The sequence below is a fragment of the Ezakiella coagulans genome, assembly GCF_003096635.1.
GTDB classification, from domain to species: Bacteria; Bacillota; Clostridia; order Tissierellales; family Peptoniphilaceae; genus Ezakiella; species Ezakiella coagulans.
In genome coordinates this window covers 11,159-30,670 of sequence record NZ_QEKV01000004.1, presented here as the reverse complement: position 1 = coordinate 30,670, position 19,512 = coordinate 11,159, and the positions used below count along the sequence as shown (strand labels likewise).

General features: G+C 34.0%; 17 protein-coding genes. 3 read left to right on the top strand and 14 right to left on the bottom strand.

The genetic code is table 11. The features are described from left to right. The 6 genes from asnS to C7381_RS03955 all read right to left on the bottom strand — a co-directional run bounded on the left by asnS (position 1) and on the right by C7381_RS03955 (position 5,149). Positions 1-1,383, bottom strand: a complete 1,383-nt coding sequence (asnS, locus tag C7381_RS03980) for an asparagine--tRNA ligase (protein WP_412616372.1) — start codon at positions 1,381-1,383, stop codon at positions 1-3. Positions 1,384-1,648: 265 nt separating this feature from the next. Beyond that, positions 1,649-1,957 (bottom strand): FtsB family cell division protein, encoded by a 309-nt coding sequence (locus tag C7381_RS03975; RefSeq protein WP_034545453.1) that lies wholly within the window; start codon positions 1,955-1,957, stop codon positions 1,649-1,651. Beyond that, the gene (locus C7381_RS03970) at positions 1,944-2,180 is read right to left on the bottom strand and encodes an RNA-binding S4 domain-containing protein (protein WP_034545456.1); all 237 of its coding nucleotides are present in this window, start codon (positions 2,178-2,180) and stop codon (positions 1,944-1,946) included. Before C7381_RS03970 ends, C7381_RS03975 begins: the two co-directional genes overlap by 14 nt. Then, positions 2,181-3,293, bottom strand: coding sequence for a PP2C family protein-serine/threonine phosphatase (locus C7381_RS03965; RefSeq protein WP_116479976.1), 1,113 nt, complete (start codon positions 3,291-3,293; stop codon positions 2,181-2,183). Beyond that, the gene (locus tag C7381_RS03960) at positions 3,280-4,422 is read right to left on the bottom strand and encodes a THUMP domain-containing class I SAM-dependent RNA methyltransferase (RefSeq protein ID WP_116479975.1); all 1,143 of its coding nucleotides are present in this window, start codon (positions 4,420-4,422) and stop codon (positions 3,280-3,282) included. The genes C7381_RS03965 and C7381_RS03960 overlap by 14 nt, the downstream gene beginning before the upstream one ends. A gap of 127 nt (positions 4,423-4,549) precedes the next feature. Continuing rightward, positions 4,550-5,149 (bottom strand): superoxide dismutase, encoded by a 600-nt coding sequence (locus C7381_RS03955; RefSeq protein ID WP_116480090.1) that lies wholly within the window; start codon positions 5,147-5,149, stop codon positions 4,550-4,552. Between the two features lie 256 nt (positions 5,150-5,405). Between C7381_RS03955 and tyrS the strand changes: the two genes are divergently transcribed. After that, positions 5,406-6,620 carry a tyrosine--tRNA ligase gene (gene tyrS, locus C7381_RS03950; RefSeq protein WP_116479974.1) on the top strand — a complete coding sequence of 405 codons (1,215 nt, stop codon included), beginning with the start codon at positions 5,406-5,408 and terminating at the stop codon, positions 6,618-6,620. Between the two features lie 30 nt (positions 6,621-6,650). Here tyrS and C7381_RS03945 read toward each other — a convergent pair whose 3' ends face one another. The 4 genes from C7381_RS03945 to lon form a co-directional block, all read right to left on the bottom strand. Beyond that, positions 6,651-6,944, bottom strand: a complete 294-nt coding sequence (locus tag C7381_RS03945) for a hypothetical protein (protein WP_133240923.1) — start codon at positions 6,942-6,944, stop codon at positions 6,651-6,653. 181 nt (positions 6,945-7,125) lie between these two features. Beyond that, the gene (locus C7381_RS03940) at positions 7,126-7,701 is read right to left on the bottom strand and encodes a methyltransferase domain-containing protein (RefSeq protein WP_116479973.1); all 576 of its coding nucleotides are present in this window, start codon (positions 7,699-7,701) and stop codon (positions 7,126-7,128) included. An 18-nt stretch (positions 7,702-7,719) separates the two neighbouring features. Further along, positions 7,720-8,304: a ribosome biogenesis GTP-binding protein YihA/YsxC gene (gene yihA, locus C7381_RS03935; protein WP_116479972.1), complete on the bottom strand. Its 585-nt coding sequence runs from the start codon at positions 8,302-8,304 to the stop codon at positions 7,720-7,722. Beyond that, complete coding sequence (lon, locus tag C7381_RS03930) at positions 8,291-10,618, bottom strand: endopeptidase La (protein WP_342748621.1); 2,328 nt, start codon at positions 10,616-10,618, stop codon at positions 8,291-8,293. The genes yihA and lon overlap by 14 nt, the downstream gene beginning before the upstream one ends. 213 nt (positions 10,619-10,831) lie before the next feature. On the opposite strand from lon, the gene C7381_RS03925 reads away from it, so the two are divergent. Together C7381_RS03925 and C7381_RS03920 are read left to right on the top strand one after the other, a co-directional pair. Beyond that, positions 10,832-11,533, top strand: a complete 702-nt coding sequence (locus C7381_RS03925) for a YdjY domain-containing protein (RefSeq protein WP_245893738.1) — start codon at positions 10,832-10,834, stop codon at positions 11,531-11,533. Then, positions 11,523-11,897, top strand: coding sequence for a hypothetical protein (locus C7381_RS03920; protein ID WP_116479970.1), 375 nt, complete (start codon positions 11,523-11,525; stop codon positions 11,895-11,897). The genes C7381_RS03925 and C7381_RS03920 overlap by 11 nt, the downstream gene beginning before the upstream one ends. Before the next feature lie 251 nt (positions 11,898-12,148). Here the strand turns inward: C7381_RS03920 and C7381_RS03915 are convergent, their stop codons facing one another. From C7381_RS03915 to C7381_RS03900, 4 genes are all read right to left on the bottom strand, one after another. Next, on the bottom strand, positions 12,149-12,934 hold the full coding sequence (locus tag C7381_RS03915; RefSeq protein WP_116479969.1) for a hypothetical protein: 786 nt from the start codon (positions 12,932-12,934) through the stop codon (positions 12,149-12,151). Between the two features lie 195 nt (positions 12,935-13,129). Further along, entirely contained in the window at positions 13,130-14,917 is a 1,788-nt protein-coding gene (locus tag C7381_RS03910) for an RNA-guided endonuclease InsQ/TnpB family protein (RefSeq protein ID WP_116479968.1), read from the bottom strand. Positions 14,918-15,072: 155 nt separating this feature from the next. Further along, positions 15,073-17,664 carry a hypothetical protein gene (locus tag C7381_RS03905; RefSeq protein ID WP_116479967.1) on the bottom strand — a complete coding sequence of 864 codons (2,592 nt, stop codon included), beginning with the start codon at positions 17,662-17,664 and terminating at the stop codon, positions 15,073-15,075. Then, on the bottom strand, positions 17,645-19,183 hold the full coding sequence (locus C7381_RS03900) for a copper amine oxidase N-terminal domain-containing protein (RefSeq protein ID WP_116479966.1): 1,539 nt from the start codon (positions 19,181-19,183) through the stop codon (positions 17,645-17,647). The genes C7381_RS03905 and C7381_RS03900 overlap by 20 nt, the downstream gene beginning before the upstream one ends. Between the last annotated feature and the right edge of the window lie 329 nt (positions 19,184-19,512).

Sequence of the window (19,512 nt, the reverse complement as noted above, 5' to 3'; positions counted from 1 at the left end):
CTAAAATTCACAATTGTTTACAGTTCTTGGATAGAGTGCAACGTCACGAACATTGTCAACTCCTGTCATATACATAACCATTCTTTCAAAACCGAGTCCATATCCTGAGTGGATTGTTGAACCATACTTTCTCAAATCCAAATACCATGAATAATCTTCAGCATTCAATTTGAAATCTTTCATTTTATTCAAAAGAACTTCATAATTTTCTTCTCTTTGGCTTCCGCCTATGATTTCTCCAATGCCCGGAACAAGTAGGTCACAAGCTGCAACGGTCTTTCCATCTGGATTCAGCTTCATATAAAATGCCTTTATTTCCTTTGGATAATCCGTAACAAACGTCGGTCCGTCCGAATGAACTTCTGCTAAATATCTTTCGTGCTCACGTTGAAGATCATCTCCCCAATTTGGTATAACATCGAATTTGTGGTCAGCATGTCTTATTATATCAATTGCTTCGGTATATGTTATACGTGCAAAATTACTGTTTGCAATTTTTTCAAGTTTTTCGATCAAACCTTTTTCTACAAATTTGTCCAAAAATTGCATTTCTTCAGGGCATGTATCGAGAGTGTATCTGATAATAAATTTCATCATAGCTTCAGCGACATCCATATTGCCTTTTAAATCACAAAATGCCATTTCCGGTTCAACCATCCAAAATTCAGCCAAGTGATTCTTTGTGTTTGAATGGTCAGCTCTGAAAGTCGGTCCGAATGTGTATATATTTCTGAAAGCTTGAGCCATTGTTTCGCCTTCAAGTTGTCCTGTAACAGCAAGGTTTACAGGTTTTCCAAAGAAATCTTGTGAAAAATCAACGCTTCCATCATCATTTTTCGGAATATTTTTTAAATCAAGATTTGTGACGTGGAAAATCTCTCCTGCCCCTTCCCCGTCAAAAGCTGAAATAAGAGGTGTTTGTGCATATAAAAAACCTCTGTCTTGGAAAAACTTGTGTATAGCATAAGCCAAAACACTTCTAACTCTGAATGTTGCTCTGAATAAATTAGTTCTTGCTCTTAAATGTGCAATTGTTCTAAGATACTCTCTTGTGTGTCTTTTCGGTTGAAGCGGATAATCAGCAGTACTTTCTCCTTCAACTACAATTGAAGTTGCCTTTATTTCAAAAGGTTGTTGCATTTCCGGCGTCATAACAAGAGTTCCTTTGACCCTTATAGCTGAACTTAGATATAGTTTTTTAAGTTCCTCAAAATTTTCTGTATTTTCATCCATTACAACTTGCACAGATCTAAAATCTGTTCCGTCATTCAATTCTATAAATGCAAAGCTCTTTGAATCGCGAAGATTCCTTACCCAACCTTCCGCTTCAACAGCCTTTCCATCAAGTTCGACAGCTTTTTCAAATAAACTTTTTATCTCCATATTTACCTCCATTGATTTTAAAAAAATAGATTCCTCTAACCGAAAAGGTACGAGAAATCTTCGTAGGTGCCAACCCTTCTAATACTTAGATGCTCTTATCGCGAGCGAACGATTGTCCAATAAAGAAACATGTTATGGCTTTTTATTTATTAAAAACACTTGACTCTCACCGTCTCAAGTTCGCTTTGGGATTTAATAAATCGCCTATTTCCAAGGACGTATATTACATATATTCTACCACTAAATCGAATAATTATCAATCAATTTAGTCATTATTTTCTTCTTTTCCGCCTTTTTCTTTATCCATATCTATAATAATGGTTTCTCCCGGCTTAATCATACCAAGTGCACGTGCCTCTTTTTCAATAAATTGCAAACTATCTGAGTTCTCCAAATCATAATTTATTGTTTCTAGTTTACTGTTAAGCTCTTCTAAATCATTTTCAAGGCTAGCCTTTTCTTTTTTCAAACGAGACTTTTCATTTAAATTATTGTAGAACCCAACAGCAAAAGCTGCAAAAGAAATAATTATTACAGTTGCAAAAATTAGCCTATATAAACTATTCGTTTTCATTTGCCATTCTCACATATGCTTCATCTTTTTGTGTTAATCCTATAACCACAAATTTTGAATTCCCTCTGTTACTTTCAAAGCTAATCACATCGCCTAACTTAACTTCAGAACCCGGCTTTGCAGGATTTCCGTTCAGTTTAATAAACCCGTTTACCACAGCGTCCTTTGCAACAGTTCTTCTTTTTATTATTCTTGAAACTTTTAAAAACTTATCCAATCTCAATTAAACATCACCTTTATCCTTAAATTCTATCAAAACTGCACACATATCGTCATATCTTACACCACTGTTAAAATAATCGAGCGACCTCCTAAGAGTCTTCAAAATGTCGTTCGGCTTTGTCCTTATAATACTCTCAACTCTGTCAAGTCCATATTCTTCTCCGTCTTTGTTTTGTGTTTCCTTTATCCCGTCTGTGAAAAGTAAAATCTTATCACCCGGATTAAATCTTATAACCTTTTCTTTAAAGTATATCTTTTCAAAATAGTTGCATACCGGTTTTCCCGTCATTTCAATTCTGGTAACATCATTTTGTCTTATTAAAAACATCGGACAATTATGACCGGCATTTGAATACGAAATAGTTTGTTCGTTTGTGTCAATCAAAACATGAAACATCGTAAGATATTGACTCATGTCAAGTCTCAGATCTAAAAATCTACGATGAAGCTCAGTCAAATCATAAGCACTGCTGTGATAATCTTGAAGATTTCTCATGGTTTCTCGGACAAAAACCGTAACCATTGCTGCAGGAACTCCGTGACCCGAGACATCGCAAATATATGCACTTGTAATATTTTTATTTATACTTATAACGTCAAAAATATCACCACTAAGCTGCTCACATGGCAAATACATATAATCCACCTTTAGTCTGCCGAAATTTAAATCTACCGGCAAAATCGACTCCTGAATTTTCTTTGTCAGAGTGAGATCCTTATTCATTATTTCATTTTTAAATGTGATTTCATTCTGTATATTTTTTAAAGAAGTCATATCTCTATATATGTCAACATATGCCGTAATTGTTCCGAAATCATCTCTAATAGGTGCCGTTAAAACATCATAAACTTTTCCATCATATTTCAAATCCGATTTTTTCATATCGTCTTCTTTAAAATCTGATGGATAAATTCCAACACTGAAAATTTCTTTAAATTTTGTTGTTTTCAAATCGTCAATCTTCATTCCTTGAGGATCGAAATTGAGCTTATTAACAAGAGGTTTATTTGCAAAAATAACCACGCCGTTTACACTCGTAATTTTAACCCAATCCGGCAAAAAATTCAGAACATCAAGATTGCTATTTAAATCAACTAAGTTAAAGTTTTTCATAATACTCCTTTGGCGGTCTTGGACCCAAAAATGTATAATAGTAAGTCTTTATCTTTCCATTGTATAACTTTCTATTTTTATCTGCTTTCCTATCAAGCACAGTTTCCAACTTTTCATAGTCAGTTATAATATACGTGCTCCAAGTTGGTAATTTATCTATAAGCGTTTTAAAATTTCCATACGTCCTGTCAAGAAGCTCATCATCAAGCCTTATACCGTATGGAGGATTTGTTATAATGACACCATATTCATCATCTATTTCGACTTTTCTGACTTCCTTTGTGAAGAGAAAAATATCTTCAACCCCGATGTTTTGGGTATTATCTCTAGCTATCATAATCATATTTCTGTCATAATCAGAGCCTGTAATATTAAGAGCCATATCCTTATTAATTGCTGCTTTAGCATCTTTTCTAATAGTTCTAAACTCTGACAAATCCAAAAATTCGAAATGTTCACACGAAAATCTTCTCAAAATTCCCGGTGCAATATTTCTGGCAATCATAGCAGCTTCAATAGGAATTGTTCCTGAGCCGCAAAAAGGATCGTAAAGCGGTCTGTCTTTGTTCCAGACACTTAAATTTATCATAGCTGCAGCAAGCGTCTCTTTTATAGGTGCAGCTCCTTGCATTTTTCTATATCCCCTTTTGTGAAGTCCCGCTCCTGAAGAGTCGAGATATAAAATTGCATGATCCCTGTTTATACTGATTTCAAAATTAAATTTTTTTCCTGTTTTTTCGTAATAGTCTTTATTATATGTTAAATTGAGCTTATCAATTATTGCACGCTCAGTGATTCTTTGACAATCTGAAATTGAAAAAAGTTTAGACTCGTAACTTCTACCGTTAATTACAAAATTTGCATCTTCCGGCAAAATGTCTGCCCAATCTAAAGAGAACACATTCTCATAAAGTTCATCAAAAGTATAAGCGTTGAATTCAAGCAAGTTAATATGAACCCTCTCCGCTGTTCTAAGCCAAAGGTTTGCTCTAAATATATCGGCGCTCGTACCGTAAAATTCTATATGCCCATCGGTCACACTCTTTATCTCGAGGCCCAAATCAAGTATTTCTCTTTTTAAAACTGCCTCTGTTCCAAAATGGCATGTTGCTGTTAATGTATAAATCATTCTTGTCCTCCAACTTAATTATAGCAAATATAACGAGTAATTTAAAGACCAAAATGATATTTATACAAATAATAAAAAAACTCGTCAAAAATGACGAGTTTTTATTAATTTCTTTAAATTAAACTATTTATTTTACAAATCTTTCTTCAACAACGCTCCAGTCAACGATGTCCCAGAATTTTTTTAGATATTCTGCTCTCTTATTTCTGTAGTCAATATAGTATGCGTGTTCCCAAACGTCGTTGTTTAGAAGTACTTTATATCCTTTTGAAATCGGTGCATCTTGGTTTGCTGTGGTCATGATTTCGAGTTTTCCGTCTTTTTCAACGAGCCAAGCCCAACCTGAACCGAATTGTCCAGCACCAGCTTTTTCAAATTTTTCTTTAAATTCATCAAATGAGCCGAAAGCTTTGTCAATAGCTTCTTTCAATTCACCTTTTGGTTCTTTTTGTCCGTCTTTTGCAAGTTGTGTCCAATAAACGTTGTGGTTGTAAACTCCACCGCCTTGGTTGATTATTGCTTGTTTTTTATCTGCAGGAGCCTTGTCCAAGTTTTTCAAAATTTCACAAGGATGCATATCTGCGAGTTCAGTTCCTTCAATCAATTCATTTAGCTTGTTTACATAAGCTTGGTGGTGTTTGTCGTGATGATATTCGATTGTTTCTTTACTTATAACAGGTTCTAATGCATCGTATGCATATGGTAATTTAATTAATTCAATCATTATTAATTCCTCCTTTAATGATTCTATATATTTCTTACCCCACAATTATTAATACTAAACATCAAAAACTTGACAATTTAAAAATAATAATATATAATTTAAATACCGTTAATACGGACGGGAATTTTTTATACGAGAAATACGTATACGTTTTACTTGCGTTAAAAGTTATAGAGATGGAATTATCCCATGAAGAAAGGTGGTACCGCGTTTTGATGCCCTTTTATTCATGGGCTTTTATATTTTTAAGGAGGAATTTATGAAATTAGTTGATGAACTAAGAGCCCGCGGGTTTATTGAACAAATGACATACCCGGAAGAGCTCGAAGAAAAATTAAATGACGGAAAACTCACTTTCTATGCCGGATTTGACTGCACTGCAGACTCATTAACGGTCGGTCACTACCTATTAATTTGCCTTTTTAAACATTTACAAAAACATGGACATAAAGCAATTTGCATGATTGGTGGCGGCACAACAATGATTGGTGACCCGTCCGGTAGAAACGACATGAGAAAGCTTATGTCAAGAGAATTTATCGACCATAATGCAGAATGTTTTGAAAGACAACTTTCAAGCCTTTTAAATATGGACGGCGAACACGGTATCTTTATGAACAATAAAGACTGGCTTTTGGATCTTAATTTCCTCAATTTTGTAAGAGAAATAGGAACAGAATTCAGTGTTAATAGAATGCTCCAATTCGATTGCTACAAAACAAGGCTTGAAAAGGGGTTAACTTTCTTTGAATTTTCATATATGCTCATGCAATCCTACGACTTTTTGAAACTATATAGAGAAGAAAATTGTACGCTTCAAGTCGGCGGAAATGACCAATGGTCCAACATGCTTGGCGGTTATGAACTTGTAAGAAAGCTTGAAAATGGAACCGTTTACAATATGACAATCCCACTTCTCACCACCGCTGACGGTGTCAAGATGGGAAAATCTATGGGTAATGCAGTTTGGCTTGACAAAGAAAAAACTTCGCCATTTGACTTCTATCAATATTTCAGAAATGTCGACGACAGAGATGTTATAAGATTTATGAAAGTCCTTACATTCCTTCCGCTTGATGAAATTGAAAGAATTGAAAAAGAAGAAGATATAAACAGACAAAAAGAAATTCTTGCATACGAAATCACAAAAGATATTCACGGCAAAGAAGAAGCTGACAACGCTATAAATACTGCACGTGCACTCTTCAGCGGAAAAATTAATGCTGAAAATATGCCTGAATTTGAACTTGATGCAAATAAAGCAACTGAAGGCATTGGGCTTTTAAATCTTCTTGTTGAAACAGGAATTTGCAAGTCCAACAGCGAAGGCAGAAACCTTGTAAAAGGTGGCGGAATAAGTATAAATGACGAGAAGGTAATCGATCCATCAATGACTGTTTCTCTTGAAGAATTGAAGAATGAAATCATTATTCAAAAGGGTAAGAAAACATTTTTAAAAGTTTATGTAAAATAAAAAAAGCCTGGTTCATTATGAATCAGGCTTTTAGTTTGTCTTTTTACTAAAATTTAATTTATAAGTTATAAATCCCGAATAACCAACCATTAGAAAAAGTAAAAGAGATAGTTCAACAATTCCCATTGTTCCAAAACCCTCATTAGTCTTTCTAATTTTATTATAGATTATTCCGATTATAACTAATACGCCACCAAGATTTATCCAACTAAGCCCTTTTAAAAAGCTCAGAAAGTCACTCTTCTTATAGAAATTACTTGCAAAATATAAAATACATACAATTAAATGCAAGAATATAAAAGTTAGCGTTACTCTTCCAATCATTTCCATTTTATTCCGGCTTAATTGCCAAAATTTTCCCCCTCTTTATAAATTCGTCAAGGCCTTCGTGACCCCATTTGTTTAAATATTCCGGTGTTAAATCTTCCTCGACTATTGTGTACGGCATAAATCCGACTTTTTGAAGAATCGTCTTCAGAGCCTCTGAAGTGATTGAGCCCCCAACTCATGTTGCGTGAAAAATCGGATCTGCGAGAATATTTTTCGGAAGTTGCTTTATTTGAATAATGTCACTTATTGAAACTCGTCCACCCGGCTTTAAAACCCTGAAAATTTCTCTATAAACTTTCTCTTTATCTTCGAGAAGATTTATAACACAGTTTGAAATTACAACGTCAAAAGTGTTATCCGGAAGATTTATATTGTCAATATCCGACACAACAAAGTCCGCATTGTCGAAATGCCTTTTGTCCCGTATAGCATTGGCCTTTTCAATCATTTCCGGAAGTCTATCAATACCGACAGCTTTTCCGGTTCCATTTAATTCTCTTGCCGCCTTAAAAACGTCAACGCCTTTTCCGCAACCCAAATCGAGAAGCCAATCCCCTTCTTTGAGTTTTGCGTTTTGAATCGGATTACCACAGCCAAGACCAAGATCTCCGCCAAGTTCAATATCCTCGTCGGTGTATCCGAGAGAATAAGCGACCGCACGCTGCTTTTCTTCGTCGGAAACTCTATTGTTTTGAGCAATTCTTTTGTAAAATTCGTCTACATATTTTTTTGTATTAAATTTTTCAGCCATAAAACCGCTCCTTTACTTTTAAACCATCTCGTCCAACTTTTCTCTAACTCTGTCTATTCCGAATTTGTTCAAACTTGAAAACGGCAAAATCTCATCCTTTGCTTCCAGTTTTTTTCGAATTTTCGAAACTGCCCCCTGATATTTGCTTCTTGCGATCTTATCAGCCTTTGTCGCAACAATAAGACAATTGAATCCGAAATGCTTTATATAATCATACATCATCTTGTCATCGTTTGTCGGCTCGTGTCTTATATCGACCACAAGCACAATTCCTTTTAAATTTTTTCTGCTCTCAAGATATGTTTCTATATAAACCTTCCAATTTTCTTTTTCTTTTTGTGAAGCAATTGCATATCCATATCCCGGCAAGTCAACAAGCCTAATCTCATCATTAACTCCATAAAAATTTATCGTCCTTGTCTTACCCGGTTTTGAAGAAGTTCTTGCAAGCGATTTTCTGTTCATTATGCCATTTAGTAGACTTGACTTTCCTACATTGCTTCGTCCTGCAAAAGCAATCTCCGGCAAGCTCTCATCCGGATATTGGTCAGGTTTTACTGCAATTTGAACTAAATCTGCACTTTTTATATTATTTAATGGCAATTTTGAACACCTCACCTACATCCTTCACAAATTTAAATTCCAGCTTTTCTTTTACATCATCCGGAATCTCAACCATATCTTTTTTGTTTTCTTCAGGAAGTACAACAATCTTTGCCCCCATTCTTAGAGCTGCCAAGACTTTCTCCTTCAGTCCACCAATTGCAAGCACTCTACCTGTCAAAGTAAGTTCTCCTGTCATAGCAACATTTCTGTCAACCGGTTTTTCTGTAAGTGCAGATAAAATTGAAACTGCAATCGTTACACCTGCACTAGGTCCATCCTTTGGAACTGCCCCTTCCGGAACATGAAGGTGGATATCTGTTTTCTTATAAAAATCTTCCTTGACACCAAGCTTCTTTGCATTTTTTCTTATATACGAAACTGCAGCGGCTGCTGATTCTTTCATAACATCCCCAAGTTTTCCGGTGAGTGTGAGTTTCCCGACTCCCGGTGTAGCAATCGCTTCAACTTGAAGAGTGACTCCTCCAACGCTTGTCCATGCAAGACCATTTGTAACTCCGATTCTATCCTTCTTTCCAAGTTCATCTATAGAGAACCTTCTTGGACCAAGCATATCCTGAACCATATTTATCGTAACGGATACTTTTTCTTTTTCTCCTTCTGCAATCTTTACAGCCGCTTTTCTTATAACCGATGAAATTTCTCTTTCGAGATTTCTGACCCCCGACTCTCTCGTGTAATATTCTATAATTTCTTTTATAGCACCCGGAGTAATATTGAAATTCGTTGTATTAACTCCGTTATTCGCCATTTGTTTCTTTACAAGAAATTTTTCTGCTATTTTTTGCTTTTCATCATTTGTATATCCCGCAAGACGTATAACTTCCATTCTGTCAAGAAGTGCCGGCGGTATATTTAAACTGTTTGCAGTTGTGACGAAAAATACCTGCGACAAATCGAACGGAAGGTCCAAATAGTTATCCACAAAATCCTTGTTTTGCTCAGGGTCCAAAACTTCCAAAAGTGCACTTGCAGGGTCCCCTCTAAAATCCGAATTTAGCTTGTCGATTTCGTCAAGCAAAAATACCGGGTTATTTGAACCCGCTTTTTTCATTCCAGAAATAATTCTTCCCGGCATCGCACCAATATATGTTCGTCTATGTCCTCTAATCTCAGCTTCGTCTCTGATTCCACCCAGACTCATTCTGACAAAGTCTCTGTCAAGTGCCCTTGCGATACTCTTTGCAATCGAGGTCTTTCCAACTCCAGGTGGTCCTACAAAAAGAAGAATGTTCCCCTTTGATTTCGGATTAAGTTTTTTTACAGCCAAATATTCCAGAATTCTTTCCTTGATATCTTTTAAGCCATAATGATCTTCGTTCAAGACTTTTCTTGCGTATTCAAGATCTACAGCTTCATCCTTCGACTCGGTCCACGGTAGACTTAAAATCCAATCCACATAGCTTCTAATTACACCTGTTTCAGCTTGATTGAATGCATTTTGAGAAAGTCTTTTAACTTCTTTTAATGCCTTCTCTTCAACTTCTTTCGGCAGATTCTTTTCAGCAATTTTCTCCCTTAAATCATCAACTTCAGCCTGAATATTTTCGCCGTCACCAAGTTCATCTTGGATAACTTTTATCTTTTCGCGAAGATAATAATCTCTTTGCGTTTTATTCATTTGAGATTGTACAAGAACATTTATCTCATTTTCAATCTTCAAATTTGCAATTTCTCTCAAAAAATAAGTGTGGAGTAAAATCGCGCGCTTTTCAAAGTCGAGTTCACTTAAAACATTTTGAGCTTCACTCGTGCTAATTTGAATTGTAGAAGATGCAATGTTTACAACCTTCTCCGGGTCATTCTCTTCCATAAATTGTGCAATTGACTTTTCTGCAATTCTCGAATTTAATTTTGAATATTCTTCCACATCTTTTTTTATAAGCCTTAAAAGTGCATCTCCTTCTTCTGAAAAATCAGAAAATGCGTCTTCTCTCAATTCAAGTCCTTCTATATTTGCTTCAAAATAATCATTTGTTTCCGTAAATTCGACTATACGCCCCCTCATTTTACCATCGACTAAAATTCTAATTCCGCCTTGCGGCATTTGACCGAATTGTTCAACCGTACAAATTGTGCCATACTCAAATAAATCCTCAGCTTTCGGATTTAATAGGTCCGCCTGCTTCTGAGAAACAACAAAAATCATATTATTTTTATCACTTAAAACCTCAAGCGCCCTTGCACTTTTCGGACTGTCTATATCAAAATTGACTGTAGTGTCCGGAAAAACAGTTATGCCCCTTAGCGCTATTATCGGAATATTTATCTTTTTAATATTATATATATCCAAAAAAATTCCTCCTATAAATATCTGCATAAATATAAATCTTAAATCTTATTTTAACATATATTTACCCATTTTAAAAGTGCATAAATTACAATAAAATCTCTAATTCAATTTTATATCCGACTAATCTTTATAAATATTCATGAACAAGTGTTGCATTTTTTTCACATAGTGGTATAATATTTGGGAAGGCATAAATTAGAAAAGGAGATCAAATTGAAAAGATTATTTTTAATTGCAGTAGCTGTAGTATTTTCATTTACAGCCTGCACAAACAAACCGAAAGACGACAAAGTTGTCGACGAAACAAAAACTGAAACAACTGATACAACCGAAACAACCACCACAGAAGAAAACAAAATGGAAGTTTCAAAGGAAAACCCTATCGTTGTTGACAAAGAAGCAAAGACAATTTCCATTCTTGCAACAGTAAACGGAAAATATTTTGACGAAGTTACAAGACATATGGCAATTTCTGAAGGTGGAAAAATTGCTGACATGGCGCTTTTTAAAACACCTGTAACTCCGACAGATTTCTATAACGGACTTCTTGAAATCGGTGCAAAAGCCGGAGACAATATGACAGCTGAAAATGCAGCAACAACTACAACTGAAGGAAGCAAGCTAAATGTAACACTTTCATTCGGTGACAAAAAAGATGTAGATATAAACGAAGCTGTACTTGATTCAAACGGAACACCGCTCGACATTCGTTTCAGCGGCAACATGGACAATTCAAAAGAATTTAACACAGGTTGCATCACATGCCTCGACAGCTGCTTTGTAGGAATCACATCAAATGCTGCTTACCCACTTGGAGCTGTTGAAGAACAAAAGAGCGTTGAATTTAAAGGAAACAAAGACGTACTTCCTGCAGACGGCTCTGAAGTTGTTATAACTTATAAACTTGCAGACTAATAAAATAACAAATATCGCAAAAAATCTTATCCTTTCGTTTTTCATTGCACTCATGGTCGATATGATTTCGACCTACAGCATCTGGCTTCGCATGAGAATAAAAGCTCCCATAATAATATGGGCAACATTTTTTGTGACATTTATTATACTAACGATTTTTAAAATTCAAATAAATAAGATTTTATTTCCACTGCTTGAGCTAACAACATTTTTGCTTGCAGCAATCGGAAATAAACTTTCTGTACTGATTTATGATATAAGAGACAGCTTTTTTATAAAACTACCGATATTAAAATCACTTTATATCATAATACTAATTTTTATTATAATGAATATATTTATGTTTTCAAAAGATAGAGTTTAACCGCTCTATCTTTTTAATTTGAAAAATTTTCAAATTAAATAAAAAACTAAATTAAATTAAACACCTAAATCTTTATTCGGTGAGTATCCATTTAAACTTTACATTCGAATTGATAAATTATAATTAATAAATATAAAAATATTCACCCTAACCATTTATAGTAAACCGGTTATTAAATTTTATATGTAAAAAATTAATGCAAATCGGCAAAATTTATTTTTAATATGTATTGATTTATCCTTATATAAAAATTAAATATTAAAATCCCTCGACTTTCTAAAATCTGGTCTTGAGAAAGAGTCTTCCCACATGTTCCCCACAACTCGAATCGAGCCGGAGTTGAATGCGTCAATCGTAAATCCAGGTCTTATGACCACCCTATTCATTGAATAAACATCATAATCACTGCCACTTCTGTAGTCAAGATGAATATAATGAAGTGGACCAGGTCTATATGCCGGAATTAAGTTTGGTTCACCTCTTGTTACCCAATATGCGTGGTAGTACCTATTTGGGTCAGAGCTTGATTCAAATTCAGTTTCCATTTGTATTGCTGAACCATTTCTCGTAATTCTTCCACCGCTTATACCGGATTGTGTTCCAGTATTTCTTTGTAATCTCATAATGCTTGGATCATCTTTATTTGGTGATACAAATCTTGAAATTAAATCTCTATCAAATGTTGAATTGACAATATTAGTTCTTAATCTTTCATTTATATATCTTGAGTTTTTAGATGATGACTTATTCGGTGCATTTCTTGCACTATCAAATCTTACATTAGGGTCGAAGTTTTGCGTATTAGCTGCTAAACTTCTATTAAGCCTGATATTAGTAGTCTTATTCGGTCTAACTAAATCTGATTGACCATTGAATTGTGGATTATCGTAGTCAGTAATAATTCTCCATCTGTCTGCACTGTAGTTAAAACCGTAACCTGATTTAACAGTATTTTCATCTCTATTTGAATTCGGTATAGGTCTTAATCTAGCTCGTGGAGTAGTTTTGTATGCTGTTGCGTGGTATTCATTATCCACACCGATTCTTTGAACTACTCGTGACTAAAGTCACGAGACTCTACTTCTGTATCTCTTTTATGTTCTTTAATAGGTATTTTAGTTATCTATTTAGTTTACTGAGATTCTGTGGAGTTTTTATCTTTTTAAGATCTTTTAACCGATGTTCTGTCGGCGTTTTTGTTTACTTTTACTTTATATTTTTATTTTTATTTTTTACTTTATATTTAGTGTCTCTAGTCTAAGACATATCCTATTTAATTGTTCTACTCTTAATTTATTTTCTAACTGACTTATTTGTTTTAAACCTTTTAGTTCTTTTATTTTATTGTTTGATAAATCATATTTCCTGTTTTGTCTTGTCTTATCTTTTTCTAATAGTTCGTCTATATAATTTAAATCTTCTTGATTTAGTTCTTTTATATTTGAAAGTTTTAATAATTTATTTAATGTTTTTCTATTGTTATCTTTTCTTAAAATATCTAGGTATGTTGAGAAAACTATCCAGTTTGTAAAATCTCTTAATTGACTTTTTCTTACTTTTTCTATCATTTTGTATGTTTTAGATATTGCATTTTCTGACTCAGGTTCCCAATCTCTTATGTTCTTAGCAGCATTTATATCTCTATCGTGATGTGTCCCGCAAGTAGGGCATATCCAATCTCTTATACTTAAAGACTGCGGACCCTTGAATATTTCTGATTCTGTTTTGCAATTGTTACATATTTTTGTAGATGGATAAAATCTATAGGATTTTCTAAATATTTTATTGTTATTTTTAGATTTATATTCTAAAAGAATGGCTAATCTATTCCAAGAGGCATTTGCTATTTTAAAAGAAAGATTTTTATTCTTTAACATTCCTTGTATATTTAAATCTTCCATTGTTATAACGTCATATTTATTTACTAGATATCTTGATACTTGGTGAGCAAAATCCTCTCTTATATTCTTTTCTTTTGCATATAGTTTGTCTATCCTATTTTTTAATTTCTTATATCTCTTAGATTTTTTCCAATACTTGTTTTTATTTTTCTTAATTGATAGAATAGATTGTAATCTTGTTCTTTTTTCTTCTATCTTTTCTAATACTCCTTCTGGATAGTTGAATTTTTCTCCATCTGAGGTTACTACTAAGTCTGATAATCCTACATCTATTCCTACTTTATTTATAAAATTTGGAAGTGGTCTTAGGTTTTCATATTCATAGTTTATTAAAATATAAAATTTTCCATCTATTATTGAATACTGAGATACTGGCGTTAATGCGATATTATTTATTTTTATTTCATTATTTAAAAATTCATCTGATAATTTACTTCTAAATTTGATATTTGGAAACAATGTTCCTAATTTTATGCCTGTTATCTTATTTTTATTATTCTTTAAAAATCTATAGGATTGGTTAGTAAATTCTAGGGTTATAGGGGTGCTTATTTTTCTATACTTAGGTAAACCAGCTAGTGGTTTATTAAATTCTGTATTACTCTTGTTCTTAGGTTTAGCTTTGAATCTGTCTATACTTGTTACTAAAATTCTTTGAAAATATGATTTTAAATATGAATCAAATGATGAGCCTCCCATAACATAATTTATAGTTGTATTTGTAATATTAGAATTATTAGCAAGTATTTGTATATTGTTTTTATGTTCTAGTAATAATTCCAATTGTTTTTCTTTTTCTTCAAGTAGTTTATTATTTGCTTCTGTTTTATTTTCTATAATTTCTCCCTTAAATAATTTTAATGCTTCTTTTGATTCTTCAAAAATTTCATCTTCAGTCTTTTTCCTTGATTTTAAAGATTTTATTTCTTTCTTTAAATGAACTATATCAGAAATTAAATCATCCCACTCTTCTCTAGTTGGAAGTGAATATTTTTCTGTTAATAATTCTGATAAAACACTATTGTATTCTCTATTAAATATCCTACATGTTCTTACATATTTTTTAATATTTTTGTTGTCTAATTTTACTTTTATTTTTTCTACTTTACTTACTAACAAAATATTCACCTCCTTTTATTTTATCTTATTTTATAGTTTTGTTTATCACTTATTTTATGATGGAAGTAAGGTCTGACATCACTGAAGTGATTGACCTATAACTAGATACTGCAATTTTTGAAGAAAAGAGAGGATTTTGAATCCTCTCTATATAATTATTCCCTCGACTTTCTAAAATCCGGTCTTGAGAAAGAGTCTTCCCACATATTGCCCACAACTCGAATCGAGCCGGAGTTGAATGCGGATACCCCAAATCCTCTATTGTTTAATCTAATAAACTCTAAGCTTCCAACTGTATAATCTGTTCCACTCAAGTAATCCAGATAGATATAATGTAATGGTCCTGGTCTATAAGCAGGAACTAGGTTCTCTTCTCCTCTAGTTCTCCAATAAGCGTGGTAATATTTAGTTGGGTCTGAGTCTATTCTAAATGATGTTGTCCTTTCGCCCCAATTTATTGGCGTTCTTCTTACTGATGAACTTACTGGTAACTGTTCCACATCTTTTAGATCCTTCTTTTTGCCATCTACTTTTTCTACATTTGATATTTCATTCGTATTAAAAGTTGTTCCTATTATTCTCCCTCTTAAGTCTTCTTCAATAAAGTTTTGATTTATTGATGAAGATCTTTCTGGAGCATTTCTTACACTATCATATCTTACGTTAGGATTAAATCTACCATAATTACCTAGGTAATTATTTCTAGCTATATTTAATGGTACAGCTTTATTTGGTCTGATTATAACTGGTGATGCATTATATGTTCTAGGGTCTCTATCGTAGTCAGTTATTACTTGCATACCTGAAGTATAATTGAATCCATAACCAGCCTTAATCTTAGATGGGTCTCTATATGAATTTGGAACTGGTCTAAGTCTTGGATTCATTGTATTTCTAGCTATTGCATGATATTCTACCAATGCTCCAATTCTATATTGATATTTTCTTCTTTGTTTATAAATTGGAGGGATTGAACCTGCATCTGTTGGTCCTGATGTTGTTGTACCTTTAGGATATTTTTCATTAACTCCACCTAAATTAACTTGAACATGCTCTTCTCTTACACACACTTTACGTGTTCCCCATTCATCACACGTTCTAGACCGCCTACCATTTGAATCTTTTTCCCAGGTCCATCCTTTACAATATTCTTCTTCTCTTTCTTCTACACATTTACATGTAAAAGTCCATGATGGTCCTTCTGTCTTATGCAGGTCAAATAATCTATGTCTGTCCCATCTTTTTATATCGTAACGTGGTTCAATTTTCATATCATATTGACCTGCACAGAATATATTTGCAGTTTCACTTTCATTCCAAGCATTATTATCTAGGTCTAATGCTGTTACTCTCATCTTTGGATTTGGTGCATTATTATAAACCTTTAATGGGTCATTCAATCCATATTTTACAGTAAACGCTGCATTAGATCTTTCTGCATTATCTCTATGTTCTATGGATTCTGTTATCATAGGGTTAATACTGTGGTCGGCATCTGTCCACGAGTCAAGTACAGGACTCCATAATATTTTATATGGGATACCTGATAATTTATTACCTTCTTTAAACGGATTCCATTTTCTCATTTCCCCACGCCAAGATGATTTCCACGGATTATTTGTAAATTGGTCCTGCATTCTAACTCTATTAAATGCTGAAACACCATTATTCATTAGATCATCTTTTGACCATACCCTATGACCAAATGTATTCATTATTTCTGAAAAGTTTAAATATCCACCTCTTTGTGAGTCACAGAAAGGTGATCTGTTTTTTATGAATGGGTCTGAGTTATTAGGGACTGTCGTAGTATATGAACTCATAAACTCTTGTGTTTGTGACACACTACAATTTGCCCTCTGACCTTGTTGAGTTCCTGCACCTAGACAAGTTACAGGAGCTGGTTGACCTTGAGCATTCCATGCTGCACATGCTCCACCATCAGATGGTACTGGACTTGTATGAACAGTTTGTTTTGGCGGTTGGAATGACATAGCCATAAACATATTTAACTGTTTTTGAAGGGATTCCAATGTTTCTTTAGCTATATTAGTATCTTTAATTGCTTTTTCCAAAGCCTCTTTATATGCATCATAATTTGGATGTTCTGGTGTCATATCTAATTTTGTCAATAATTGAGCTAAAAGTTTGTCTCCCGGTGTTTTACCTTTGTCATCTATTATTTTATTTAGTGATTCAGTTAGTACAGAAATTTTTTCCATTGCTGATTTCGAACCTTCATAACTAACCTTAACCCCTACTATATCACCTTTCTCATTTTTAACGTATGCAAATCCCTTTTCAGTCATCAAAGCTTTACTGTCTATTAAGTTTGCAAATGCATTTGCTCCATAATTTTTTGTTGCTACTCCATCAGTCAGTGCATCCTTACCAAAGTTAAACATACTTTTGTCTACGGGTAGCTGTTTACCGTCTTCCCCTCTTGGGATATTTAGGGGATAAAATACATCAGTTTTTACTATATCTCCCCCTCCAGGATTGCTTATATTAACTTCAACCCCTTCTTTAGTTGTGATCGGAACTCCGGCTTTTATATCATATTGACTGATTGGTATAACGCTCTTTTGTGCATCATTTCCTCCAACAACTTCACTGGTTGCTCCTGTATTATCTATATTGGAACCGTCAGCTGCTTCTTCTGCTTTAATTGTTATATTATGTACTATTAATAGTGGTAGTAATAAAACTACTGCCACTATCATGATTTTATTTAAACTTGCTTTCATCTACGTACTTCCCTTCCTTGTTTAATATTAACTTCATATTCTCTAAATCTACCATTATTAGACCAAACTCATTATTATATGGATTACTTACCTTGAAACGGAAATTAGGTACATCAATCACTAGCCACGAAATTTTACCTGTCTTACTCTTATATGGTACTAATATTTTATCGACTTCTATATTAGTGTTTTTGTTTTTATCAAAAATCGTACGATAATACTCATTATTTGTTGTTATTATATAAGTATCACTATTTGCTAATGGAGATGTTCCAAATGAGTCTGTGCCTACATATGTTACATTGGGGTCTATAATACCTGTTGCATCGTAAAAATCATCGTCCGCCAAAGGTTGTCTCGTTGCGTAAGGCTCACCCTTATATTTCATGTGTTTTCCATTTTTAATAAAATAATCTACATACTGCTGTTTAATTTTCCTAGGTGCCAGTAGTGCTTCAAATTCTTCAAATGCTCCCGGACATCTTGTAAAATGTTCAAAATCCGGTTGGTTTTTTATTCCTTTAGCTTTATCAACCCATTGATAATCATCTGCTCCATACCTATCTACAACAAATTGCCATACTTTTTCCCACAATGGATTTTCTTGCATTAACACCGCTGTTCCAATACGGTTATCAGGTCCATTATCTCCTAAGATTTTGAAGTCCGGTTTGGCTGGTGACGAGTCTACTCTTACTGATGGCTTAGGTGCCGTTGCTTCCCACTCTGTTCCTTTTGCAAAGGTCATAGTTCCGTCTCCGTTATCAGTAAAGTCTGCTTTGCTTATAAAATATCCTGTAGATTCTTTTGGCAAGTTGTTTATTTTTGGCAAAGTTTTACCATTTGCTAGCGTATATGTTCCACCTTTAGCTACCCCACCTTTGTTTGTGTTTGGCTTTGTGTTTGGCTTTGTGTTTGGCTTTGTGTTTGGCTTTGTGTTTGCCTTTGGTTGTTGGGTGGTGGTTGTTTGTCCTGTGCCGGCGCCCGGTGTTAGGGTTACTTCTTTGGTCTTTTGGTTCCAATCTACTTTGAAGCCCAATGTTTCGGCGATATTTCTTATAGGTAAGAATGTTCTTGATATGGATGGGTCGACTTGTGCAGGTACATCTATGGTGACCATTTTGTCCCCGTCCCACATAACCGGTTTTCCCAGTGGGTAGGAGATTGTTTTGCCATCGTATGTTATGTCCACAACTTTGCTCACTTGGTCCCATTCGACCTCTGCCCCTTCAATTGCATTTACCAAATCTCTTACGCCTACGCATGTTCTGCCTTCGACTACTCTTAGACCGTCTTTCATGTTTTGGTCTACCCTTGTTTTCTTTCCGTCCTTTTCAATAAAGAGTTTTATTTCTCCTTTGAAGTGTCCTATGTCTTGTCTTATTTCTTTTACGTCTTTAAATGCACTTATTGCTTCCTGAGGAGCTGCCAGTGCCCCTGTTGTCATTATTTGTCCCAAGACTAAAAGTCCGATTGCTGTTTTCTTTGTTGTTTTTGTGTTTTTCTTTTTATTTGTCATTTTATTCTCCTTTACATAAAAAAAGACTTTGATTTTATTTTCAAAGTTTTAAAAGGGAGTTTTTAGTTTTACATAAAAAGAGTTTTATAAGAATAAGAAAATAATATTTTTACAACAAAATAGGGTCGGCTTTAACCCCTTAGTCAGGTTTTTATCCTGCTCGTTAAAGTGTTTTTTCACTTTGCCAAGTTTGATGAGCTTGGCGATCTTTATGGTCTGTGTTGCGACTCAAGACCGGATTTTTCACGTCCGTTTTAAGCGTTTGCTTTTGAAAGTATTAAGTTTCATTGTTCTAGAATAAAATCAAAGTCTGTGTTATTTTTTGTTTG

What these genes read in the sequence shown, in the direction of transcription:
- C7381_RS03975 (WP_034545453.1), bottom strand. Translation starts at nt 1,957, where the DNA reads ATGAAAACGAATAGTTTATATAGGCTAATTTTTGCAACTGTAATAATT.
- C7381_RS03905 (WP_116479967.1), bottom strand. Translation starts at nt 17,664, where the DNA reads ATGAAAGCAAGTTTAAATAAAATCATGATAGTGGCAGTAGTTTTATTA.
- asnS (WP_412616372.1), bottom strand. Translation starts at nt 1,383, where the DNA reads ATGGAGATAAAAAGTTTATTTGAAAAAGCTGTCGAACTTGATGGAAAG.
- C7381_RS03960 (WP_116479975.1), bottom strand. Translation starts at nt 4,422, where the DNA reads ATGATTTATACATTAACAGCAACATGCCATTTTGGAACAGAGGCAGTT.
- C7381_RS03945 (WP_133240923.1), bottom strand. Translation starts at nt 6,944, where the DNA reads ATGATTGGAAGAGTAACGCTAACTTTTATATTCTTGCATTTAATTGTA.
- C7381_RS03900 (WP_116479966.1), bottom strand. Translation starts at nt 19,183, where the DNA reads ATGACAAATAAAAAGAAAAACACAAAAACAACAAAGAAAACAGCAATC.
- tyrS (WP_116479974.1), top strand. Translation starts at nt 5,406, where the DNA reads ATGAAATTAGTTGATGAACTAAGAGCCCGCGGGTTTATTGAACAAATG.
- C7381_RS03940 (WP_116479973.1), bottom strand. Translation starts at nt 7,701, where the DNA reads ATGGCTGAAAAATTTAATACAAAAAAATATGTAGACGAATTTTACAAA.
- C7381_RS03965 (WP_116479976.1), bottom strand. Translation starts at nt 3,293, where the DNA reads ATGAAAAACTTTAACTTAGTTGATTTAAATAGCAATCTTGATGTTCTG.